The sequence below is a fragment of the Blastococcus capsensis genome, assembly GCF_030165005.1.
In the GTDB taxonomy this organism is placed as follows: Bacteria; Actinomycetota; Actinomycetes; order Mycobacteriales; family Geodermatophilaceae; genus Blastococcus; species Blastococcus capsensis.
Genome location: NZ_JASNNW010000006.1, coordinates 36,601 through 59,417, shown reverse-complemented (window position 1 = coordinate 59,417; position 22,817 = coordinate 36,601). Strand labels below are relative to the sequence as shown.

The window sequence follows — 22,817 nt, the reverse complement described above, 5'->3', positions numbered from 1 at the left end:
ATCAGTCCGCCGGGCGGAGCGTGCTGCGGCCGGTCACGACCGGCGCGGTGCCCGTGCCGATCCGCAGCTCGCCGACGGCCTGCCGCGTGCCGTCTCCCGTTGGCTCTCCGCGGGGGGCGACGGTCAGCTCCAGCTCGTAGACCCGCCCCGTCGGCTCGGGTGGTGAGCCGGCCAGGCGGGTGACGGTGGCCACCTGCCCACGCACCGTGAGCCGGTCGCCGCGCCGCTCCACCCGGAGGTCCGACTGCCCCAGCGTGGCGTGCTCGACCAACGCGGCCGCACACCCCGCGGCCACCGGGTCGGGCGGGGGTGTGGCCGTCAGGCAGTTGTACGTGGGCAGGCGAAGCTCCAGGCCGGCCCTGCCGCCCTCGGACCGGAGCCGCACCTCTGGATAGGTGGCGGTGATCCCCACCGCCCGTGGCTCGAGCACCAACCCGTCGATCACCAGGTCCCCGACCACGGTCGAGCCCTCCCCGTCGCCCCGGGTCGGGACCTCGTCGGGGGCCTCGGCGATGCGGGGCGGCACGCGGTCAGTGGTGCGGGTGCCGGCTACGACGGCGGCGGTGGTCCCGACCACGGTCAGGGCAGCGAAGCACATCGCAGCCAGCGGCAGCAGTACCCGTCCGGGGCCACGTCCGGACGCCGGGGCCGGCGGTGGCGGCGGGGGTGGCGGCAGGGCCAGCGTCGCCCACCCGGTGGGTTCCGGCTCCCCGGGCCGGGAACCCGGCGGGTGCTCGAGGAAGTCGGCCAGGTCGTCCACCGGGGCGGGCGCGGCTCGGATGGGCGTGGCCGGTGGCCGGTGGCCGGTGCGGCCGGGCCGGCGGAGGAGAGCCACCACCCCGATCACCACGGCGCCCGCCGCCAGGACGCCGAGCACCACGCCGAGAACGAGCCAGGCGGCGGCAGGGGGGACGTCCATCCCGCCCAGCATCCCAGCCGGGCCGGGTCACCCCGTCGGGTCGATCTCCTCCGGGTCGCGCCCCAGCAGGGTGGCCACCTGGTCGACGACCACGTCGCGCACCAGGTCGGCGAGGTCCTCCCGGTCGTGAGCGCGCAACTCCAGCGGCCGGCGGTAGACGATGATCCGGGGCGGTACGTCCTGGCCCTGCTCCCGCCGGGCCGGCATCAGACGGGCCAGCGGGACGCCCGCGTCGTCGAGGACGTCGGAGTCCAGTTCCGCCTCCTCCTCGTCCGTGTGCTCCACCCACGGCACGTCCTCGACGGCGAACTCGACGCCGGCCAGCTCCCGCTCCCAGCGACTCTCCAGGTCCTCGACGGCGTCCAGGACCAGGTCGTCGAACTGTTCGGCACGGCTGCGCGAGAGAGGCACCTGCACGGGCACGAGGGGTCCCCGCAGGCCGCGGCCGTGGCGGTCGCGGCGGGAGCGGGTGCGGCGGCGGGAAAAGGTGCTCATGACCCGTCGAAGAGTACGGCGAGGTACGACACGCCGGGCTCCCGAGCGGCTCGCCGGGTCATGTCCGGCGCCACGCCGCGACGGTCCGCATGTCCGGTCGACCGGTGACGATGCCCACGGGGTCATCGTGCAGGATGGTGCGTCGGGGTGGGATTTCCGGTGTGCCTGCTGTCGCGTACCGCCGGGCCGGATTACTGTGCCTTGCGTGAGGATCCGGTGGTGAGGCAGTCACGTCGCTGTTCGCGCAGCGGCTGCGCGCAACCGGCAGCGGCGACTTTGACCTACGTGTACGCGGAGTCGACGGCCGTTGTCGGCCCGTTGGCGACGTCCTCGGAGCCGCACAGCTACGACCTGTGCGAGTTCCACGCCGAGCGGCTGACCGTGCCGCGCGGCTGGGAGGTCGTCCGCCACGAGATCGACCTGGACGACGCCGGGCCGACCGGCGACGACCTGCTGGCCCTGGCCGACGCCGTCCGCGAGGCGGCCCGCCCCGAGCCGCCGCGGGCCCCGGCCGACGACGGCAGCGGGATCCGCCGCGGCCACCTCCGGGTGCTGCCCGACCTCCCCTAGCTGCACTGCCCGGCCGCGTCCAGAGGCTCGCCGAGCGTGCGAGGCGTGAGGAGGACGGGTCCTTATAGGGTCGTCCGCATGCGCGACCTGTCCTCGCTGATCAAGGCCTACGACGTCCGCGGTGTCGTCCCCGACCAGTGGGACGAGGACGTCGCACGGGCCATCGGTGCGGCGTTCGCGGAGTTCGTCCTCGCCGACGGCGGGAGGACCACCGTGGTGACCGCCCACGACATGCGGGAGTCCTCCGTCCCGCTCTCCCGCGCCTTCGCCGAGGGTGTCATCGCCCGTGGCGTCGACGTGGTGGAGGCCGGCCTCGGCTCCACCGACCTGCTCTACTTCGCGGCCGGCTCGCTCGGCGTCCCGGGCGCGATGTTCACCGCGAGCCACAACCCGGCCCGGTACAACGGCATCAAGCTGTGCCGTGCCGGGGCCGCCCCGATCGGGCAGGACTCCGGCCTGGTCACCATCCGGGAGTGGGCCGAGCGCGACTCCTACGAGCGGGTCCCGGACCGCGTGGGCACCGTCAGCGCACGGGACGTGCTGGCCGGGTACGCCGCGCACCTGCGCTCGCTGGTCGACCTGACGACGATCCGCCCGCTGAAGGTGGTGGTCGACGCCGGCAACGGCATGGGCGGGCACACCGTGCCCGTGGTCCTCGCCGGGCTGCCGCTGGAGATCGTGCCGCTGTACTTCGAGCTGGACGGCTCCTTCCCGAACCACGAGGCGAACCCGCTGGATCCGGCCAACCTGGTCGACCTGCAGCGGGCGGTCGTGGCCCACGGTGCCGACATCGGTCTGGCGTTCGACGGCGACGCCGACCGGGTCTTCGTGGTGGACGAGCGCGGCGAGCCCGTCAGCCCGTCGGCGATCACCGGGCTGGTCGCGGTCCGGGAGCTGGCCAAGGGCCGCGGGACGACGATCATCCACAACCTGATCACCTCCCGCGCCGTCCCGGAGATCGTCCGCGAGCACGGCGGGCAGCCGGTGCGCACGCGGGTGGGCCACTCCTTCATCAAGGCAGAGATGGCCCGTACCGACGCGGTGTTCGGCGGCGAGCACTCGGCGCACTACTACTTCCGCGATTTCTGGCGGGCCGACACGGGCATGCTCGCAGCCATGCACGTCCTCGCCGCGCTCGGTGAGCAGGGTCGGCCGCTGTCCGAGCTGACCGCGGCGTACTCGCGGTACGCGGCGTCGGGTGAGATCAACTCCACGGTGGCCGACGCGCCTGGCCGGGTGGCCGGGGTGCGCGAGATCTTCGAGGAGGAAGGCGCGACGGTGGACGAGCTCGACGGGCTCACGGTCGAGCTCCCCGACGGCGCGTGGTTCAACCTGCGCGCCAGCAACACCGAGCCGCTGCTGCGGCTGAACGTGGAGGCGCCGGACGAGGCGCGGATGATCGAGCTGCGCGACCGGGTACTGACGACGGTGCGCACGGAACAGGAGCAGAGATGACCGGAACCCAGGGCACGTCCGCCGGCGGTCCACTGGGGCTGGACCCGGACCTGCTGTCCATCCTCGCCTGCCCGGACACCCACCACACCCCGCTCACGGTGGACGAGGCGGCCGGCGAGCTGGTCTGCGCCACGTGCGAGCGGGCCTTCCCCGTGCGCGACGGCATCCCGGTGCTGCTCCTCGACGAGGCGCGGCACCGCACGTCATGAGCTCCGTCGAGCTCGCCGAGGAGGTCCTCGACGACCTCGAGCTGCTGCGCGCGCGGGACCCCCGCGGCCTGCTGCCGGCGGTGGCCGGCTCCGGCGCGCAGGTCCGGGAGACGGCACGGCTGACCGAGGAGGCCGGGCTCGGCCGGGTCACCGAGGGGGGCCGCCCGCGGGGCCTGGTGATCGTGGCCCGGCGGGAGGGCGCGGTCGCCGGGTCGGTGCTGCGGGCCCTGCTGGGTCCCTCCAGCCCGGTCACCGTCGAGGTCGTGCCCGGACCGGCGCTGCCGGTGTGGACGGGGCCGGGCGACATCGCGGTGGTCGCCACCCGCACCGGTGCCGGTGCGTACGCCGTGGGCCCGGCCTACGAGGCCGCCCGCCGGGGTGTCTCCCTCGTCGGCATCGGAGCCGACGACGCGCCGCTGCGCGCGGCGTGCTCCACCGCCCGGGCGCCCTACGTCGCTCTGCCACGCAACCGGGTGCAGCACACCACGCTCTGGTCGCTGCTCACCCCCATGCTGCAGCTGGCCACCGGCCTCGGGCTGCTCCCGGCCGGGGTGGCCGACACCGACACGGTCGCCGCGGCGCTCGACGAGGTGGCGGAGGAGTGCGGGCCGGCGCGCGAGTCGTTCGTCAACCCGGCCAAGACGCTGGCCCTCGAGCTGCTCGACGCGCTCCCGGTCATCGCCGCCGAAGGACCGCTGGCCGGGGCGGCCGCGATCCGCGTCGCCGACCAGCTGGCCACGCTCGCCGGTCTGCCGGCGACGGGCTTCCGGCTGCCGGACCAGCGGGTGGCGGCGTGCGCCGTGCTGGGCGGCCCGCTCGCCCCTCGTGACGCCGGTGACTTCTTCCGGGACCGCGCCGACGACGAGGGCCGCCGGCTCCGGCTGCTCACCATCCGGGACAGCGACGCCGGGGGGCACGACGGCGCCGGGGAACGGGAGCCCCGTTCGGCGGCGGAGGCGATGCAGCAGGTGCTGCGGACCGCTGCCACGCACGACATCCCGGTCAGCGGGCTGGCCGAGCACGGCGACCCGGAGCGGTACACCCGGCTGCCGCGGCTGGCCCGGCAACTGGCCGTCGCCGACTTCGGTGCCGTCTACCTGGCGCTGGCTCTCGACCACGAGCGGGCACTCGGGTCGTGACCTGGCCGTGCGCGCCGCCGACGTGGCCGATGGGGACAGCGCCGAGGGGGACAGTGGGGGGCATGAGCGGTACGGAACTGTCACCGGAGCGGCGGCGGGCGGACCGCGCGCGGCTGGCCGACGGCGTCGTCGACGTCCTGGTGATCGGGGGCGGGGTGACCGGCGCCGGCGCGGCGCTCGATGCCGCCAGCCGCGGGCTGTCGGTGGGGCTGGTGGAGGCACGGGACTGGGCCGCCGGCACCTCCAGCCGGTCGAGCAAGCTCATCCACGGCGGGCTGCGCTACCTGGAGCAGATGGCGTTCCCGCTGGTGCGCGAGGCGCTCAAGGAGCGGGCCCGGCTCGTGGGCACCATCGCCCCGCACCTGGTGCGGCCGCTGCCGTTCCTCCTCCCACTGACCGCGCCGGTCTGGCAGCGGGTCTACTACGGGGCGGGCGTCGCTCTCTACGACGCGCTGGGCGCGGCGTTCACCCGCGACCGGACGATGGGCGGGCGGGCGACGGGTGGGCGGGCGATGCCACGGCACCGCCACCTCTCCCGCCGGGCGACGCTGCGGGCGTTCCCCGCCCTGCGGCGCGACGTCGTGCGCGGGGCGATCCGCTACTGGGACGCGCAGGTCGACGACGCCCGGCACACCCTGGCCTTGGTGCGCACGGCCGCCGGGTACGGGGCGGCCGTGCTCTCCAGCGCCCGGGTCGTCGGCCTGCTGCAGGACGCGGGCGCGGGTGCTGACGGCATCGGCGGGGTGGGCGGGGGCAGCAAGGCCGCGGTGGTGGGCGTGCGGGTGGCCGACCTCACCGACGGTTCCTCGTTCACCGTGCGCGCCCGGAGCGTCATCGCCGCCACCGGGGTGTGGAGCGACGACGTGGGGGAGATGCTCGGCACCTCGGCGCCGAGCCTGAAGGTGCGGGCCTCCAAGGGCGTGCACCTGGTGGTACCGCGCGCGGCCATCGATGGCGGCGACCTCGGTCCGAACGGGCTGATCGTGCGAACGCCCACCAGCGTGCTGTTCGTCATCCCGTGGCGCGAGCAGTGGATCGTCGGCACCACCGACACCCCCTGGCGGCTGGACCGCGACCACCCCGCCGCCAGCAGCGCCGACATCTCCTACCTGCTCGACCAGGTCAACCGGGTGCTCACCCGCCCGCTGTCGGCCGACGACGTCGTCGGGGTGTATGCCGGGTTGCGGCCGCTGCTGGCCGGCGAGTCCGACGACACCAGCCGGCTGTCCCGCGAGCACGCCGTGGTCACCCCGGTACCGGGGCTGGTGCTGGTGGCCGGCGGCAAGTACACGACCTACCGGGTCATGGCCGCCGACGCCGTCGACGCGGCCGTGGCGGGCCTGCCGGGAGCGCCCCGGTCGCGCACCGCCGAGCTACCGCTCGTCGGGGCCCGCGGCTGGGCGGCGGTCCGGGATCGCGCGGCCGACCTGTCCGGCGAGCACGGCGTCCCTGAGGACACCGTGGTGCGGCTCCTGCAGCGCCACGGCGACCAGATCGGTGCCGTCCTGGACCTGGCGCGGGCCGACCCGGCGCTCGGCCGTCCGCTGACCGGCGCCCCGGGTTACCTCGCCGCCGAGGTGGTGCACGCGGTCACCGCCGAGGGCGCCCTCCACATCGACGACGTACTGACCCGGCGCACCCGCGTCTCCATCGAGACGCCGCACCGCGGGGTGGACTCGGCGCCCGAGGTGGCCGCCCTCATGGCCGGGGTCCTCGGCTGGGACGACGAGCGCACCGCCCGAGAAGTCACCCACTACACGGCACGCGTGGCAGCCGAGCGGGAGTCGCAGCGGATGCCCGACGACCACACCGCCGACGCCGCCCGGCTCGGCGCGCCGGACGTGCGTGCCGCAGTGTGACGGTCCGTCGGGGTGACCGCCGGACGGGCATTCGTCCCGGACGTGGACCCCGCGCACGTAATGTGCGCAGGCGATGTGGCAGCTGACCAACGGTGTGCGCTTCTACCCATGGGGTAGCCGGACCGTCATCCCCGAACTCCTGGGTGAAGCCGTGCCCGCCGACCGGCCGCACGCGGAGCTCTGGGTGGGGGCGCACCCCGACGAGTCCAGTGTCCTGGCCGACGGCCGCCCGCTGGACAAGGCGATCGCCGCCGACCCCGAGGCACTGCTGAGCGCTGCCGTCGCCGAGCGGTTCGGCGCCCGGCTGCCGTTCTTGATGAAGGTCCTCGCCGCCGACACCCCGCTGTCGCTGCAGGCGCACCCGACCACCGAGCAGGCCGAGGCCGGCTTCGCCGCCGAGGAAGCGGCCGGCATCCCGCACGACGACCCGACGCGCACGTTCAAGGACCCCTTCCACAAGCCGGAGCTCCTGCTCGCCCTCACCACCTTCGAGGCGCTGTGCGGGTTCCGGCCGGTGGAGGAGTCGCTGCACTGCCTCGCCAAGCTGCAGGTCCCCGAGCTGAAGCCGACCATCGCCGCGCTGGCCCGCGGAGGGTTGCGGGCGGCCATCCCGCAGCTGCTGGCCCTTCCCGGTGAGCGGCGCACCGAGCTGGTGTCCGCCGTGGCCAGCGCCGCGGCGCGGTTCGTCGCGGCGCACGACCCGGAGTTCATCAACACCTACCGGTGGGCCGCGGCGCTCGCGGAGACCTATCCCGGTGATCCCGGCGTGGTCATCTCGCTGATGTGCAACCACCTGAAGCTGGCGCCCGGTGAGGCGGTGTTCCTCCCCGCGGGGAACCTGCACGCCTACCTGTCGGGTGCCGGCGTCGAGGTGATGGCCAGCTCCGACAACGTGCTGCGGGGCGGGCTGACCGCCAAGCACGTCGACCTCGCGGCGCTGATCGAGGTGCTGGACTTCACCGATGGCAGGGTCCCGGTCATCCACCCGGTGCTCGGTCCCGGGGGGTTGCGCTACCCCGTCCCGGTCCAGGACTTCGACCTCACCCGGGTCCACCTCGACGAGCAGTCGGGCGTCCTCACCACCCGCGGCCCGCAGCTGCTGTTCTGCACCGAGGGAGCCGCCGTGCTCGCCTCGGCCGACGGCGAGCTGACGCTGGCGAAGGGCCGAGCGGCGTTCATCCCCGCCGGCGCCCCGGTCAGCGCGCACGGCCCCGCCGTCCTCTACCGGGCCACGACCAACCTGGCCTGAACCCTCCGGAGCGGAGCGGGATGCGTGTCGCACACCGGGCGGGGGGCGGTGGCGGCCTACCTTTCGAGGCGCTGTCGTCTCGTCCGGGGGAACTGTCGTGACTCGTACTGCCCGTCCACGTCGCGCCGTCCCCGGCGTGGTCGCCGCTTTCCTGGCGTTCGCCCTGCTGGGGGGCTGCGCCGAGACGGCGCCGGAGACGGAGTCGTCGTCCCGGGAGACCGAGTCCTCGTCCCGCGAGGCCGAGCCCTCGCTCAGCCACGCGGAGCTCGAGGCCGCCGCAGCGGCGGCCGACGCCGCGTTGGCCGAGAAGGAGACCGCCGAGAAGGCGGTCGAGACAGACCGGATCGCCGAGGCCGCCGGGGTGCTGAACCCGACGAGCACCGACGCCGTGGTCGGTGCCGCGGCGCCGACCTCGGCCCTGGCCGCGCTGGCGGCACTGGAGGTCAAGGGCCGCGCCTCACGCACCGGCTACGACCGGGACCTGTTCGGCTCCGGCTGGGTGGACACCGACCGCAACGGCTGCGACACCCGCAACGACATGCTCGCCCGCGACCTGGACGGGGAGACCTTCAAGCCCGGGACGCGCGACTGCGTCGTCCTCACGGGCACGCTCGCCGACCCCTACTCCGGCCGCACCATCCCCTTCCAGCGCGGCCAGGGCACCAGCGACGACGTGCAGATCGACCACGTGGTGGCGCTCTCCGACGCGTGGCAGAAGGGCGCTCAGCAGTGGGACGCCACGAGACGGACGGCGTTCGCCAACGACCCGCTGAACCTGCTCGCCGTCGACGGCCCGCTCAACATGCAGAAGGGCGACGGGGACGCTGCCACCTGGCTGCCTCCGGTGCGCGGTTACCGCTGTGCGTACGTGGCCCGGCAGGTGGCGGTGAAGGTGCGTTACGGCGCCTGGGTCACCCAGGCAGAGAAGAACACGATGGCCACGGTGCTGAGCACCTGCCCGACCGAGCCGCTGCCCGGTGGCGTGGTGGCCACCCTGCCCGAGCGTGCACCCGCCCCAGCTCCGGCGCCCGCGCAGGCTCCCGCCTCCGCACCGGAGCCCGATCCTGCTCCGGCCCCCGCTCCGGCCCCCGCTCCGGCACCCGCGCCGAGCGCCTCGTACGCCAACTGCACCGAGGTCAAGGCCGCGGGAGCGGCGCCGATCCGGGCGGGTGACCCGGGGTGGCAGCAGAAGTTCGACCGGGACGGCGACGGGGTCGGCTGCGAGTCCTGACGCACCCGGGTGGCCACCGGGCGAGGCGGTTGCGGCCGCCCCTACCCTGGAGGACGGCACGAGCCCCGCCGAAGCCTCGGCATGCTCGCTCTCCCCGGCGTCGGGGATCGAAGCGACCCTGCATCCGACTGCATCGCCCGGCCAGCGCGCCGGGCACCACCTGGAGCTTTCATGACCGCCAGCACTGGCACCCGCACGCTGACCACCCCGACCGGCGAGGCCGACTTCAAGGTCGCCGACCTCTCCCTCGCGCCGTTCGGCCGCAAGGAGATCCAGCTCGCCGAGCACGAGATGCCCGGCCTCATGGCGCTGCGCGCCGAGTACGGCGACCAGCAGCCGCTGGCCGGCGCCCGCATCGCCGGCTCCCTGCACATGACCGTGCAGACCGCCGTCCTCATCGAGACCCTCACGGCCCTCGGCGCCGACGTGCGCTGGGTCAGCTGCAACATCTTCTCCACCCAGGACCACGCCGCCGCGGCGATCGTCGTCGGCGAGGGCACCCCCGAAGACCCCGCCGGCGTCCCGGTCTTCGCCTGGAAGGGCGAGACGCTGCCCGAGTACTGGTGGTGCACCCAGCGGCTGTTCGAGTTCCGCGACGAGTCCGGCGAGATCATCGGCCCGAACATGCTGCTCGACGACGGCGGCGACGCCACGCTGCTGATCCACCTCGGCACCCGCTTCGAGGCCGACGGCGTCGTCCCCGACACCACCGAGGCCGACTCCGAGGAGTACGGCGTCATCCTCGAGACCCTCCGCGGCACGCTCGCCGAGGACGGCGGTCACTGGACCCGCATCGGCCAGGGCATCGCGGGCGTCACCGAGGAGACCACCACCGGCGTCATGCGGCTCTACGAGCTGGCGCGCGACGAGCGACTGCTGTTCCCGGCGATCAACGTCAACGACTCGGTGACCAAGAGCAAGTTCGACAACCTCTACGGCTGCCGGCACTCGCTCATCGACGGCATCAACCGGGCCACCGACGTGATGATCGGCGGCAAGGTCGCGGTCGTCTGCGGCTACGGCGACGTCGGCAAGGGCTGCGCGGAGTCCCTGCGCGGCCAGGGTGCCCGGGTCATCGTCACCGAGATCGACCCGATCAACGCCCTGCAGGCGGCGATGCACGGCTACGAGGTGACCACCCTCGACGAGGTCATCGGCAAGGCCGACATCATCATCACGGCCACCGGCAACAAGGACATCATCAGCGCCGACCAGCTGGGCCGGACCAAGCACCAGGCGATCATCGGCAACATCGGGCACTTCGACAACGAGATCGACGTCGCCGGTCTGACCCGCACCCCCGGCATCACCCGGACGACGATCAAGCCGCAGGTCGACGAGTGGCGGTTCGCCGACGGCCACACGATCATCCTGCTCTCCGAGGGCCGGCTGCTGAACCTGGGCAACGCCACGGGACACCCCAGCTTCGTCATGAGCGCCTCGTTCGCCAACCAGGTGCTCGCGCAGATCGAGCTGTGGACCAATCGCGCCGCCTACGAGGGCCTGACCCCCGGCGTCACCGTGCTGCCGAAGAAGCTCGACGAGCACGTGGCGCGGCTGCACCTCGACGCCCTGGGCGTGAAGCTCACCGAGCTCACCAAGGTGCAGGCCGACTACATCGGCGTCCCGGTCGAGGGCCCGTACAAGAGCGACCACTACCGCTACTAATCCCCCCGCTCCTCCTTCGGCATAGGAGGCTTTACCTACGTCTGCGGGGGTCAGAACGTAGGTAAAGCTTCCTATGCCCGGGATCGCGCGGGAGAGGCGGAGGCCGGTGCGCCGACATCTCACCCGGGCGGGTGGGACACCTTCTTGCCTGTTCAGCGCAGAATGGTCGCCGTGCCACCCACCGCGCCCCAGAACGGACCCTCCCGCGGCCGCGTCCTGGTCGTCGACGACGACGCCGCCCTCGCCGAGATGCTCGGCATCGTGCTGCGGCGCGAGGGATACGAGCCGGCCTTCGTCTCCGACGGCAACCGCGCCGTCGGGGTCTTCCAGCAGACCCGGCCCGACCTGGTCCTGCTCGACCTGATGCTGCCCGGCCGCAACGGCCTGCAGATCTGCCAGGACATCCGCACGCAGTCGACGGTGCCGATCGTCATGCTGACCGCCAAGGGCGACACGATCGACGTCGTCCAGGGGCTGGAGGCCGGGGCCGACGACTACGTCACCAAGCCGTTCAAGCCGGTGGAGCTGGTGGCGCGCGTGCGCGCGCAGCTGCGCCGCGGCGAGACCGGGCAGGCGGAGAACCTGAGCATCGGCGACGTGCAGATCGACGTCCCGGCGCACCAGGTGAGCCGCGACGGCGTACCGATCGCCCTCACCCCGCTGGAGTTCGACCTGCTCGTCGCCCTGGCCCGCAAGCCGCGGCAGGTGTTCACCCGGGAACTGCTGCTCGAGCAGGTCTGGGGCTACCGGCACGCGGCGGACACCCGCCTGGTCAACGTGCACGTGCAGCGGCTGCGGGCGAAGGTCGAGCGGGATCCGGAGCGGCCGGAGATCGTGCTCACCGTGCGCGGCGTGGGGTACAAGGCCGGGCCCCCGTGAGCGGAGCGGGCCGCGGGAGCGGGCCGGCGGGCACCGCGAGCGGACGAGCGGCGGCCCCGGGCGGCTTCCCCACTCCCGGCGTCGGCTGGGGGACACTGGTCCGGTGACCTCGACCCGGACCCCCGAGCCGGGTACCGCAGCCGACCGGCCGACGCCGGCGGGAACCGGTCGCGCACCGCGGGACCGCTCCGAGCTCACCCGGATCCGCCGCGGGCTGCGTCGGCGCGCCGGCCGTGCCCGCCGCCGGGTACGCCTGACCAGCAGGCGACTCCTCGCCCAGGCGGTCCGCACCTGGCGGTCGTCGCTGCAGGTGCGCATCGGCGCGATCACCATGCTCGTCGCCGGCACGGTCGTGGTGATCGTGAGCATGGTGCTGTTCAGCCAGATCAAGGACCAGCTGCTCGACGTCAAGCGGCAGGCGGCCATCGACCAGATGCAGGCCGGGGTCGTCTACGCCCAGAGCGAGGCGGCCGGTATCGCGACCGGTGACGCCGCCAGCGTCCGCGCCACCCTCGCCCGGACGGTGAACCAGCTGCTGGACCGGGGCGGCGCGGCCGGCGACTTCGACGTCGTGATGGTGTACCGGGCCGATCGGGAACGTCCGGCCACCAGTCGTCGCCCCCTGTACGCCGCGCTGCCGGACGAGCTGCGCGAGGCCGTCGACGCGGGCAGCCAGGCCTACAAGTACGACCTGATGCCCGGTGACTCCGGCGAGCCCCGGCCCAGCCTTCTGGTGGGCGCGCCGGTCACCGGTGACGCGCAGGGCCCCGACCGCATCGAGCTGTACTACGTCTTCCCGCTGCAGCAGGAGCAGGAGAGCCTGTCGCGGATCCGGAGCACGGTGGTCATCAGCGGGATCGCGCTCACCCTGCTCGTGGTGGGGATCGGCGTCCTGGTCACCCGGCTGGTCGTCGACCCCGTGCGGCAGGCCGCCGGTACGGCCCAGCGGCTGGCGGAGGGCCAGCTCGAGGAGCGGATGGCCGTGCGCGGTGAGGACGACCTCGCGCGGCTGGCGACGAGCTTCAACGCCATGGCCGACAGCCTGCAGCGGCAGATCACCCAGCTGGAGGGGCTCTCCCAGCTGCAGCAGCGGTTCACCTCGGACGTCTCCCACGAGCTGCGGACCCCTCTCACCACGGTGCAGATGGCTGCCGACGTGCTGTACGAGACCCGTGGTGACTTCCCGCCGCACGTCTCCCGCTCCGCCGAACTGCTCCGCGCGGAGCTCGACCGGTTCGAGGCGCTGCTGACCGACCTGCTGGAGATCAGCCGGTACGACGCCGGTGCGGCCGTCCTCGACTCCGCACCGATCGACCTGGGGGTGCTGGTGGACCGGGTGGTGGACGGGATGGCCTCCCTGGCCGAGCGGCACGACTGCGAGGTGCAGGTGAACCGGCCGGCCGATCGGGTGCTGGCCGAGGTCGACGCCCGCCGGGTCGAGCGGATCCTGCGCAACCTGGTCGGGAACGCCATCGAGCACGGTTCGGGGCACCCGGTCGAGATCACCCTGGCGGCCAACCGCTCGGCGGCCGCCGTCACGGTCCGCGACCACGGGGTGGGCCTGAGCTCGGGAGAGGCGCAGCACGTGTTCGACCGGTTCTGGCGGGCCGACCCCTCCCGGGTGCGCACGGTGGGCGGGAGCGGGCTGGGGCTGTCCATCAGCCTCGAGGACGCGCGGCTGCACGGCGGGTGGCTGCAGGTGTGGGGGCAGCCGGGCGCCGGCGCGCAGTTCCGGCTGACCCTGCCGCTGGTGGCGGGCGCCGATCTCACCAGCTCCCCGCTGCCGCTGCGCCCGGTGAGGCTCCGTGGGGCGGGGGCACCGTGACCGGCTCCCCGAGGGCGCTGGCCGCGGCACTGCTGCTGGCCGCCCTGTCCCTGGTCTCCTGCTCGACGGTGCCCACCAGCTCGCCCACGGTGCTGATCACCCAGGCGCCGGCGCGCGTCGTCGACGCGGTGGGCATCGAGCCGCTGTCCCCGGAGCCCGGGGACAGCGCCGAGGGGATCGTGCGCGGCTTCATCGACGCCGCGGCCAGCACGGTGCGCCGGCACCCGGTGGCCCGTCAGTACCTGGCCCCCGAGGTGGCCGAGTCCTGGTCCGACGAGGGGATCAGCGTCATCGGCACCGACATCGCCCTGGTGACCACCGATGAGGGTGCGGTGACGCTGACGGCGAACCTGATCGGCACCGTGGACCGCCGCGGGGTGTTCACCGTGGCCGATCGCGGCGTCTTCACCCGCGACTTCCGGCTGGAGCAGGTCGACGGCGAGTGGCGGATCAGCAACCCACCGGACGGGCTGATCATGCTGGAGCCCGACTTCCGGCGGCTCTACGACCCGGTGAACGCCTACTTCCTCGACCCGACCGAGCAGCGGGTGGTGCCCGACCCGCGCTACCTGATCACGGGCGAGTCGCAGCCCACCGTGCTCGTGGAACGGCTCATCGAAGGACCGTCGGCGCCGCTGGCCGCCGGCGTCCGCAACCCCCTCAGCGGCGTGCAGCTGACCCGGGCGGTCACCGTCGAGGGCCAGACGGCGACCGTCGAGCTGAGCGGGCTGCCGCCGGAACCCTCCCCGAGGCTGGCGCAGATCTCGGCGCAGCTGGTGTGGAACCTGCAGCAGCTCGACCAGCCCCGGATCAGCAGCGTCGTCGTCCTCCTCGACGGCGAGCCGCTGACCCCCGAAGGTGTGCCGCGCCAGCAGACCGTCGAGGACTGGGCATCGTTCGGCCCGGACATCGTCCCGGTCGACGGGGTGGGCCACTACATCCAGGCGGGCGCTCTGCGGACCCTCCCCGGGGGCGAGCCGACCCCGGGGCCGGCCGGCAGCGGCGTCTACGGGCTGAGCAGCGCCGCCATCGCGGCGGACACGGGCACCGGCCGGCTGGCGTTCCTCACCGGCGTCCGCACCGACCCCGGTGGCGCCACGCTGCTGGCCGGTCAGTACGGCGGGGAGCTCGCTCCGGTGCTCGCCGCCGACACCCTCAGCGCTCCCACGGTCGCGAGCACGCGGACCGAGGCGTGGGTCGTCCGGAACGGCTCCGAGGTGGTGCGGGTACCGGCCGGCGGGCCGCCTCAACCGGTGGCCGCGCCCACCCTGCCCGGCCTCGGCCGCACCGAGTCACTGCAGCTGTCCCCGGACGGCGTCCGCGCCGCCGTGGTCGTCGACGGTCCGGAGGGCCGGCGGCTGCACGTGGGCACCGTGGTCCGCTCGGACGACGACGGGTCGGTGGTGCTGCGCGACCTACGGGCCGTGGCGCCGACCCTGGCCCAGGTGATCGACGTCGGCTGGGCGGACAGCGGCACCCTGCTCGTGCTCGCCGGTGACGAGGGGGAGGACCGCATCGTCCCGTACTCGGTCCGCGTCGACGGCTGGGGGCTCACCCCCATCTCCACCGCCGGCCTGCCGGGCCAGCCGACGTCGCTGGGCGTCGCCCCCACCCGCCAGCCGCTGGCGAGCGCGGGGGACAGCATCTGGCAGCTGGCCGGCGGCACCTGGGTGACCCTGGTGCGCGGTGCGGAGCCGCTGCCGGGCGCGGCGCCGTTCTACCCGCTGTGAGCCGCGCGGCCCCGTCCACAGGAGAAGGACCCCGTCCACCTCCCGCCTCGCGAGCTCGGCGCGAGCCTCGGGACGGGACCTAGGGTGCGGTGTGGCCACCTCACTGCTGCGTGAGGCGGGGACAGCGCTGGTCGACCTGGTGCTGCCCCGCACCTGCGCCGGCTGCGGGGTCCCCGGGGCGATGCTCTGCCCACGGTGTGCACCGCTGCTCGCGGCACCCCGGCTGGCCGAGCCCCGCCGGTTCCCCGCCGGCTTCCCGCCGACGGTGGCGGCCGGCGCCTACGCCGGACCCGTCCGCCCGGCGATCAACGCATTCAAGGAACAGGGCCGGGCGGAGCTGGCCGCGCCGCTGGGCGCGGCGCTCGCCCTGGCGGTCGTCGCGGTTCGGCTGGGGTCGGGAGCCCCGGCCCGGCCGGTGGTGCTGGTGCCCGTCCCGACCTCGCCGGCCGCGGTGCGCGCCCGCGGTCGGGACCACGTCCGCGAGCTGACCGCGCGGGCGGCCGCCGAGCTGCGTGCGGCCGGGGTGCCGGCCACCGGATGCCCGACCCTGCGACGTCGGGGGCGGATCCGGGACTCGGCCGGCCTCTCGGCGTCGCAGCGGCGGGCCAACCTCGCGGGCACGTTCGCGCTCGACGCGCACCGTCGCCCGGCCGGTGCGCTGCTGGTCCTGGTCGACGACGTGGTGACCACCGGAGCGACGCTGACCGAGGCGGCGTCGGTGCTGGCCGCCGGGCTCCCCCCGGGCGATCTCCCCGTCCTCGCGGCGGTCGTGGCGGCGACCCCGCGGTCCCCGGGGACACCTCGGGCGGACCCCGTGCGGGCGGGGCGGTACCGGGCCGGGAACGTCCTCTGGGATGACCTCGATCGACTGTCGCGCCCCGGGAGGAGGGACTAGCGTCGATCTGACCGAAGCCCCGTCCTACCGGGAGGTCTCATGGAGATCGTGGTCCGTGGTCGCAACGTCGAGGTCCCTGAGCACTACCGCCAACACGTGGAGGACAAGGTCGGCCAGCTGGAGCGGTTCGACACCAAGCTCTCGCGCATCGACGTCGAGCTGTTCCACGAGAAGAACCCCCGCCAGTCGGCCAACTGCCAGCGGGTGGAGATCACCCTCCGCGGCAAGGGTCCGGTGGTCCGCGCCGAGGCGTGTGGGCCGGACTTCTACGCCGCACTCGACCTGGCCTGCGCCAAGCTGGACAACCGGCTGCGCCGCGCAGCCGATCGCCGCCGTGTGCACCACGGGCGGCGGACGCCGGCCAGCGTCCGTCTCGCCGGAAGCACGCTGGACGCCGGGCACCCGGAGATGGCCATCGAGCAGCAGCTGCAGCTCGACCGCGAGCTCGCCGCCGGGCCGCACGTCACAGAGCTCGACGAGCACCTGCCCGGGCAGATCGTGCGGGAGAAGCACCATCCCGCGACGCCCATGACCGTCGACCAGGCGCTCCACGAGATGGAGCTGGTCGGCCACGACTTCTTCCTCTTCCAGTGCGCCGACACGGGGCAGCCGACGGTCGTCTACCGGCGGCACGCCTACGACTACGGCCTGATCCGGCTGGCACCGGTCTCCCAGGACGGCGTGGTGCCGACCGAGGAGAAGGCGACGACGCCCGCCGGCGTCTGACCGCGGGTGGGGGTGCGGCCGAGCCGCTGCGCCCCCGCCCGACGCTCACGAGTCCTCCTCGCTGGCGCTCGTCGGCCGCGTTCGCGGCGCTGCTGTGCCCCTTGGTGAGCTCGCAAGCTCGCTCACGAGTCCTCCTCGCTGGCGCTCGTCGGCCGCGTTCGCGGCGCTGCTGTGCCCCTTGGTGAGCTCGCAAGCTCGCTCACACGTTGCCGAGGATGCGGTCGACCGAGATCTCCAGGACCACCCGCGCAGGGTTCTCGCGGGGCTGCCGGTACCGCCGGGCGTAGCGCTCGACCGCCTCGGTGACGGATGCGGCGTCGTCCCGCACCACCGCCGCCCCCTCGAGGGTGACCCAGCGCCGGCCGTCCACCTGGCACACGGCGACCCGCTGCTGGCCGGCGCGCACGTGGCGGGCCTTGGCAGAGCCGCCGGAGGTGATGACCCGGGCGATCCGGGTGTTCGCGTCGTAGGTGACGCCCACCGGGACGACGTGCGGGGTCCCGTCGGGCCGCACGGTGGTCAGGGTCGCCAGGTGCCGTTCGGTGAGGAAGTCCAGCAGGGTCTGGCCGGGGTCGGACAGGTCGCGCGCCACCGGCGCAGCGTACGGATGGGGCGCCTGGTGTGCCCGGTCACCGCGCGGCGGAGTCGTGGCGACCGGACTCCAGGCCCGGCCGCCTACGCTGGGGGCGTGGTGTTCTCGAAGATTCTCCGTGCCGGTGAGGGAAAGCTCGTCCGACGGTTGGGCAGGATCGCCGATGCGGTCGAGTCGATCGCCGACGACTACACCGACCTCACCGACGCGGAGCTGCGGGCCAAGACCGACGAGTTCAAGCAGCGGCACGCCGACGGCGAGTCCCTGGACGCGCTGCTGCCCGAGGCCTTCGCCGTGGTCCGCGAGGCCGCCACCCGCACACTCGGCCAGCGGCACTTCCGGGTGCAGATCATGGGCGGCGCCGCGCTCCACCTCGGCAACATCGCCGAGATGCGCACCGGTGAGGGCAAGACGCTCACCGGCGTGCTGCCGGCCTACCTCAACGCGCTCACCGGCAAGGGTGTGCACGTCGTCACGGTGAACGACTACCTGGCCAAGCGCGATGCCGAGTGGATGGGCCGGGTGCACCGGTTCCTCGGCCTGTCGGTGGGCAGCATCCTGTCGGGGCAGACCCCGGCGCACCGGCGCGAGCAGTACGCCGCCGACATCACCTACGGCACGAACAACGAGTTCGGCTTCGACTACCTGCGCGACAACATGGCCGGCAGCCGGGCCGACCTGGTGCAGCGAGGTCACCACTACGCGATCGTCGACGAGGTCGACTCCATCCTCATCGACGAGGCCCGCACCCCGCTGATCATCAGCGGCCCGGCCGGCGACGCGTCGACGAACCGGTGGTACGGGGAGTTCGCCCGGATCATGCCGCTGATGAAGCGCGACGTGCACTACGAGGTCGAGGAGGACAAGCGGACCGTCGCCGTCACCGAGGAGGGCGTCGAGTTCGTCGAGGACCAGCTGGGCATCGAGAACCTCTACGAGGCGGTCAACACCCCGCTGATCGGCTTCTTGAACAACGCGCTGAAGGCCAAGGAGCTGTTCAAGAAGGACCAGCAGTACATCGTCTCCAACGGCGAGGTCCTCATCGTCGACGAGTTCACCGGCCGGGTGCTGTCCGGTCGCCGCTACAACGAGGGCATGCACCAGGCCATCGAGGCCAAGGAGAGGGTGCAGATCAAGGACGAGAACCAGACGCTCGCCACGATCACCCTCCAGAACTACTTCCGGCTCTACGACAAGCTCTCCGGGATGACCGGTACGGCGCAGACCGAGGCCGCCGAGCTCAACCAGACCTACTCCCTCGGCGTCGTGCCCATTCCCACGAACCGGCCGATGGTCCGGCAGGACCGCTCGGACGTCATCTACAAGACTGAGCAGGCGAAGTTCGACGCCGTCGTCGAGGACATCGCCGAGCGGCACGAGGCCGGGCAGCCGGTGCTCGTGGGCACCGCGAGCGTCGAGAAGTCCGAGATCCTCGCGAAGTACCTGCTCAAGCGCGGGATCCCGCACGAGGTGCTCAACGCGAAGAACCACGCGCGGGAGGCGTCGATCATCGCCCAGGCCGGACGGCCCGGCGCGGTCACCGTGGCCACCAACATGGCCGGCCGCGGCACCGACATCCAGCTCGGCGGCAACGCCGAGTTCATCGCCGACGAGGCGTTGCGCGCTCGCGGACTCTCCCCGACGGAGACGCCGGACGAGTACGAGGCGGCCTGGGACGAGGCGGTCGAGGCGGGCAAGGCGCAGGTCAAGGCCGAGCACGAGGAGGTCACCGACGCCGGCGGCCTGTACGTGCTCGGCACCGAGCGGCACGAGAGCCGACGGATCGACAACCAGCTGCGCGGACGGTCCGGCCGGCAGGGCGACCCGGGCGAGTCGCGGTTCTACCTCTCCCTGGGCGACGACCTGATGCGCCGGTTCAACGGCCCGATGCTCGAGTCGATGATGAACACCCTCCGGGTGCCCGACGACCAGCCGATCGAGTCGAAGATGGTCAGCCGGGCGATCCTGTCCGCGCAGACCCAGGTCGAGCAGCAGAACTTCGAGGTCCGCAAGAACGTTCTCAAGTACGACGAGGTGCTCAACCGGCAGCGCACCGTCATCTACGCCGAGCGCCGCCGGGTGCTCGAGGGTGCCGACCTGCACGAGCAGGTGCGGACCATGGTCGACGACGTGGTCAGCGCCTACGTTGACGGCGCCACCGAGACCGGCTACGCCGAGGACTGGGACCTCGACCAGCTGTGGACGAGCCTGAAGTCCCTGTACCCGGTCGGCGTCACCGTCGACGGGCTGATCGATTCCCTCGGCGGCGGCGAACAGTCCGACCTCGCGGCCGACGAGCTCAAGGGCGCTCTCCTCGACGACGTGCATCGCGCGTACGAGGAGCGCGAGGCCACGCTCGGCTCCGAGGTCATGCGTGAACTGGAGCGGCGGGTCCTGCTCAGCGTGCTCGACCGCAAGTGGCGCGAGCACCTCTACGAGATGGACTACCTGCGGGCCGGCATCCACCTGCGCGCGATGGCCAACCGCGACCCGGTCGTGGAGTACCAGCGCGAGGGCTACGACATGTTCGTCTCGATGCTCGACGGCATCAAGGAGGAGTCGGTCGGGTTCCTGTTCAACCTCGAGGTGAAGACCAAGGGGGAGCAGGAGGCGGAGGCCAAGGCCAAGCAGGCCGAGGCCGAGGCGAAGGCGCTCGCCGCGGCCCAGGCGGGCACGGCTCGGCTGCTGGCCCGTCAGGCGGCGGCGGCCAAGGCAGCTGGCGGTACCGCGGCGGCCGCCACGGCACGGCGGTCGACGGCGCCTGCAGAGGCTCCCGCGGCTCAGCCTTCCGCGGCGCCCGCTCCCGAGGCTGCTGCGGCTCAGGCTCCCGCGGCGCCCGATCCCGAGACTCCCGCAGCTCAGGCTCCCACGGCGCCCGCTCCCGAGGCTGCTGCGGCTCAGGCTCCCGCGGCGCCCGCTCCCGAGGCTCCCGCGGCTCAGGCTCCCACGGCGCCCGCTGCCGAAGCCCCCGCGGCTTCCGTGCCGGAGACGGCTCCGTTGGCCGAGGAGCCGGCGCAGTCCGCGCCCCGGCCGGAGCTGTCCGTCAAGGGGCTGGACGAGCCCCGCCGCTCCCCGGAGGACCTGACGTACTCCGCGCCCAGCCTCGACGCCTCACCCGCGGACTCCGGCCGGGCCAAGGCCGCCAAGACCGCGACGGTCTCCGGCACCAAGGAGACCCCGCGCAACGCGCCCTGCCCCTGCGGATCGGGCCGGAAGTACAAGCAGTGCCACGGAGCGGCGCGCTGATCGGGGACTGCGTCCCCGTCCCCGAAAGGCTTCGTCCGGCTCCGCCGGGCTGATCCTCTGTTCCGGCCGAGCAGGTGCGAGATGCTTCGCATGCCGCACGCTCAGCCGATCTGCAGGGCGGTGCACCGCCACCGGCCGTCGATGCCCTCCAGCCGTGCCGCCACGGCGTGCGCCCGGCCGCTGCGGTGGGCGACAGCGCTGATCTCGGCCACCCCGTCGACCGGCTCGCAGACCCGTACCCGGCCGACGATCACCGGCGCACTCCCGTCGGCGCACCACTGCGGCCGCCGGCCGGCGGACAGCGCCGCGTACACGCCGGCCGTGGTCAGCGGCTGGAGCTGGGCCAGTGGCCGCCGTCCGGTGAGGGCCTCCAGCGCCGTGGTGACCAGGCGGCGCGCGGTCTCACCGGCCGGAGGGAGGTCGGCGCGGCCGCACAGCACCGGTCCGAACTCGTCCCGCGCGTGGGCGACCGCCGCCGTGCGCGGCCGCGGTCCGGGACGGGGGGCGGGGCGGGGGACGCGCCGATCGGGCTGCACCAGGCGCAGTGCCGGGCGGGGCTCCAGCGGCGGCTGCGGAGTGCGGACGACCGCGAGTCGCACGGCGGTCCGGCCGGTGGGTGGGACGGGGCGGGACGGTGCGGTCATCGAAGGCTCCCGGGTGCTGGACTGAGCGGTGCTGGGCAGGGCGGTGCTGAGCAGAGGGCGGGTCACGGCAGGGCGGGTGGCCGCAGGACCTGACCGGGCAGGAGCAGGTCCGGATCGGGCCCGATGACGTCGGCGTTGGCCTGCCACCAGGCATGGACGGCGGTGGCCACCTCAGCGGCGGACGGGATGCGGCCGTCGTCCGCGGTCAGCCGGCGTTCGGCGATGTCCCAGAGGCAGTCGCCACGGAGGACCACGTGCTCGCCGGCTGCCGACGTGCGCGGCCAGTCGGGCAGCCCGTCAGCGCTCGGCGCGGAGCTGTGCGACGGCAGCGGGGGCGCCGGCGTCGGCACGGGAACGCTCGGGGCCGGCCAGTCGGGCACGACGCCCGCACCGGCCGGGGTGGCGCCGGCCGGCAGCTCCTCCGCCACGGCCGGGGTGGCTCCGACCAGCGGAGCCGCGAGCCCCAGAACCGGGGGCGCGACGCCGAGCCCGATGCCCAGGGCCAGGGCGGCGGCCGAGCGGGCGCCGCGGGGCAGTACCCGGCGGAGCGTGCCCTCCGCGATCGTGCCGGCCAGGCCCGGCAGGGCGGACAGCGCGGTGAGCGCGAGACCCAGCGCGCCCCACGCCCACACCAGCCAGGCGAGCAGGCCCGCGAGGTGCAGGACCAGGACGTCGGCACCAGCGGCGTCTGCGGTGCGCTGGGCGGTGGACAGTGCGGCCACGGCGTCGGGGAGCGGCGGGGTCAGCGCGGCCAGTGCGGCCGCGATCGCTGCCATGCCGACGGCGGTGCCGAGCAGGCGTCGTACCGACATCCGTCCTCCTCCTCCGTTGCTGTCGTCGACGCACTAAAGCAATCAAATGAATGCAAACACAAGGACATGCACCCTCTAGGCTGAACGCGAGAAGAGGTGAGGGCATGCGGTGGCAGCAGCTGTTCGCGGACCTGCAGGCGCAGTTCGACGCGGCGGAAGAGGCGGAGGCGCGAGCCGACTGGGCGTCGCGGGCCCGGTCGGAGACGGGTGCGGTCCGGCTGGTCGACCGGCTCGGCGGATCGATCGGCGCCGCCGTCACCGTGACCTGCCGGGGCGCGGGGCGGGTCGGCGGAGAACTCGTCGACCTCGGGGTCGACTGGCTGCTGCTCGTCGACGAGCGCGGCCGGGACCAGTTGGTCGCGTTCCCCGCCGTGCGGAGCGTGGCCGGGCTGGGGCGGTGGACGGCGCCGGTCCAGGAGGTGAGCCCGGTCCGGGCGAAGCTGGATCTGCGCCGCGCGCTGCGGGGACTGGCGCGGGACCGGAGCGTCGTCCAGGTCCTGCTGGACGACGGCACGACACTGACCGGGACGATCGACCGGGTGGGTGCGGACCACGTCGAACTGGCCGAGCACTCAGCCGATCAGCCGCGCCGATCCGGCGCCGTCCGCCAGGTCCACGCGGTGGTCATCGACGCGGTCGCCGTCGTCCGGACGCTGCTGCCCGGCTGGGACTAG

General features: G+C 73.8%; 20 protein-coding genes. 15 read left to right on the top strand and 5 right to left on the bottom strand.

Annotation, left to right across the window (positions count from 1 at the left end; translation table 11 throughout):
• Position 1: 1 nt before the first annotated feature.
• Positions 2 to 919: a hypothetical protein gene (locus QOZ86_RS06340; RefSeq protein WP_284491123.1), complete on the bottom strand. Its 918-nt coding sequence runs from the start codon at positions 917 to 919 to the stop codon at positions 2 to 4.
• Positions 920 to 946: 27 nt separating this feature from the next.
• Positions 947 to 1,414, bottom strand: a complete 468-nt coding sequence (locus tag QOZ86_RS06335) for a metallopeptidase family protein (RefSeq protein ID WP_284491122.1) — start codon at positions 1,412 to 1,414, stop codon at positions 947 to 949.
• A 219-nt stretch (positions 1,415 to 1,633) separates the two neighbouring features.
• Here QOZ86_RS06335 and QOZ86_RS06330 point away from each other — a divergent pair, with 219 nt between their 5' ends.
• From QOZ86_RS06330 to hpf, 13 genes are all read left to right on the top strand, one after another.
• The gene (locus tag QOZ86_RS06330) at positions 1,634 to 1,984 is read left to right on the top strand and encodes a DUF3499 domain-containing protein (protein WP_284491121.1); all 351 of its coding nucleotides are present in this window, start codon (positions 1,634 to 1,636) and stop codon (positions 1,982 to 1,984) included.
• Positions 1,985 to 2,062: 78 nt separating this feature from the next.
• On the top strand, positions 2,063 to 3,439 hold the full coding sequence (locus QOZ86_RS06325; protein ID WP_284491120.1) for a phosphomannomutase/phosphoglucomutase: 1,377 nt from the start codon (positions 2,063 to 2,065) through the stop codon (positions 3,437 to 3,439).
• Positions 3,436 to 3,648 carry a Trm112 family protein gene (locus tag QOZ86_RS06320; RefSeq protein ID WP_284491119.1) on the top strand — a complete coding sequence of 71 codons (213 nt, stop codon included), beginning with the start codon at positions 3,436 to 3,438 and terminating at the stop codon, positions 3,646 to 3,648. The genes QOZ86_RS06325 and QOZ86_RS06320 overlap by 4 nt, the downstream gene beginning before the upstream one ends.
• A complete protein-coding gene (locus QOZ86_RS06315) occupies positions 3,645 to 4,787 on the top strand; it encodes an SIS domain-containing protein (protein WP_284491118.1) in 1,143 nt (380 codons plus the stop codon). Before QOZ86_RS06320 ends, QOZ86_RS06315 begins: the two co-directional genes overlap by 4 nt.
• A 62-nt stretch (positions 4,788 to 4,849) precedes the next feature.
• Positions 4,850 to 6,646 carry a glycerol-3-phosphate dehydrogenase/oxidase gene (locus QOZ86_RS06310; RefSeq protein ID WP_284491117.1) on the top strand — a complete coding sequence of 599 codons (1,797 nt, stop codon included), beginning with the start codon at positions 4,850 to 4,852 and terminating at the stop codon, positions 6,644 to 6,646.
• Positions 6,647 to 6,719: 73 nt separating this feature from the next.
• Positions 6,720 to 7,895, top strand: a complete 1,176-nt coding sequence (gene manA / locus QOZ86_RS06305) for a mannose-6-phosphate isomerase, class I (RefSeq protein ID WP_284491116.1) — start codon at positions 6,720 to 6,722, stop codon at positions 7,893 to 7,895.
• Positions 7,896 to 8,031: 136 nt separating this feature from the next.
• Positions 8,032 to 9,126 carry a GmrSD restriction endonuclease domain-containing protein gene (locus QOZ86_RS06300; RefSeq protein ID WP_284491115.1) on the top strand — a complete coding sequence of 365 codons (1,095 nt, stop codon included), beginning with the start codon at positions 8,032 to 8,034 and terminating at the stop codon, positions 9,124 to 9,126.
• Between the two features lie 171 nt (positions 9,127 to 9,297).
• A complete protein-coding gene (ahcY, locus tag QOZ86_RS06295) occupies positions 9,298 to 10,794 on the top strand; it encodes an adenosylhomocysteinase (protein WP_284491114.1) in 1,497 nt (498 codons plus the stop codon).
• 162 nt (positions 10,795 to 10,956) lie between these two features.
• Positions 10,957 to 11,673 (top strand): MtrAB system response regulator MtrA, encoded by a 717-nt coding sequence (gene mtrA, locus QOZ86_RS06290; RefSeq protein WP_051005072.1) that lies wholly within the window; start codon positions 10,957 to 10,959, stop codon positions 11,671 to 11,673.
• A gap of 103 nt (positions 11,674 to 11,776) precedes the next feature.
• Complete coding sequence (gene mtrB / locus QOZ86_RS06285) at positions 11,777 to 13,498, top strand: MtrAB system histidine kinase MtrB (RefSeq protein ID WP_284491113.1); 1,722 nt, start codon at positions 11,777 to 11,779, stop codon at positions 13,496 to 13,498.
• Positions 13,495 to 15,228: an LpqB family beta-propeller domain-containing protein gene (locus QOZ86_RS06280; RefSeq protein WP_284491112.1), complete on the top strand. Its 1,734-nt coding sequence runs from the start codon at positions 13,495 to 13,497 to the stop codon at positions 15,226 to 15,228. Before mtrB ends, QOZ86_RS06280 begins: the two co-directional genes overlap by 4 nt.
• A 91-nt stretch (positions 15,229 to 15,319) precedes the next feature.
• Positions 15,320 to 16,123 (top strand): ComF family protein, encoded by an 804-nt coding sequence (locus QOZ86_RS06275; RefSeq protein ID WP_284491111.1) that lies wholly within the window; start codon positions 15,320 to 15,322, stop codon positions 16,121 to 16,123.
• 39 nt (positions 16,124 to 16,162) lie between these two features.
• On the top strand, positions 16,163 to 16,849 hold the full coding sequence (gene hpf, locus QOZ86_RS06270) for a ribosome hibernation-promoting factor, HPF/YfiA family (RefSeq protein WP_284491110.1): 687 nt from the start codon (positions 16,163 to 16,165) through the stop codon (positions 16,847 to 16,849).
• Positions 16,850 to 17,048: 199 nt separating this feature from the next.
• On the opposite strand, the gene QOZ86_RS06265 is transcribed toward hpf, so the two are convergent.
• Positions 17,049 to 17,441 (bottom strand): pyridoxamine 5'-phosphate oxidase family protein, encoded by a 393-nt coding sequence (locus QOZ86_RS06265; protein WP_284491109.1) that lies wholly within the window; start codon positions 17,439 to 17,441, stop codon positions 17,049 to 17,051.
• Positions 17,442 to 17,537: 96 nt separating this feature from the next.
• Between QOZ86_RS06265 and secA the strand changes: the two genes are divergently transcribed.
• On the top strand, positions 17,538 to 20,687 hold the full coding sequence (gene secA, locus QOZ86_RS06260; RefSeq protein ID WP_284491108.1) for a preprotein translocase subunit SecA: 3,150 nt from the start codon (positions 17,538 to 17,540) through the stop codon (positions 20,685 to 20,687).
• A 101-nt stretch (positions 20,688 to 20,788) separates the two neighbouring features.
• Here the strand turns inward: secA and QOZ86_RS06255 are convergent, their stop codons facing one another.
• Together QOZ86_RS06255 and QOZ86_RS06250 are read right to left on the bottom strand one after the other, a co-directional pair.
• The gene (locus QOZ86_RS06255; protein ID WP_284491107.1) at positions 20,789 to 21,331 is read right to left on the bottom strand and encodes an Rv3235 family protein; all 543 of its coding nucleotides are present in this window, start codon (positions 21,329 to 21,331) and stop codon (positions 20,789 to 20,791) included.
• 62 nt (positions 21,332 to 21,393) lie between these two features.
• The gene (locus QOZ86_RS06250) at positions 21,394 to 22,143 is read right to left on the bottom strand and encodes a LysM peptidoglycan-binding domain-containing protein (RefSeq protein WP_284491106.1); all 750 of its coding nucleotides are present in this window, start codon (positions 22,141 to 22,143) and stop codon (positions 21,394 to 21,396) included.
• Between the two features lie 104 nt (positions 22,144 to 22,247).
• On the opposite strand from QOZ86_RS06250, the gene QOZ86_RS06245 reads away from it, so the two are divergent.
• Positions 22,248 to 22,817 (top strand): hypothetical protein, encoded by a 570-nt coding sequence (locus tag QOZ86_RS06245; RefSeq protein ID WP_284491105.1) that lies wholly within the window; start codon positions 22,248 to 22,250, stop codon positions 22,815 to 22,817.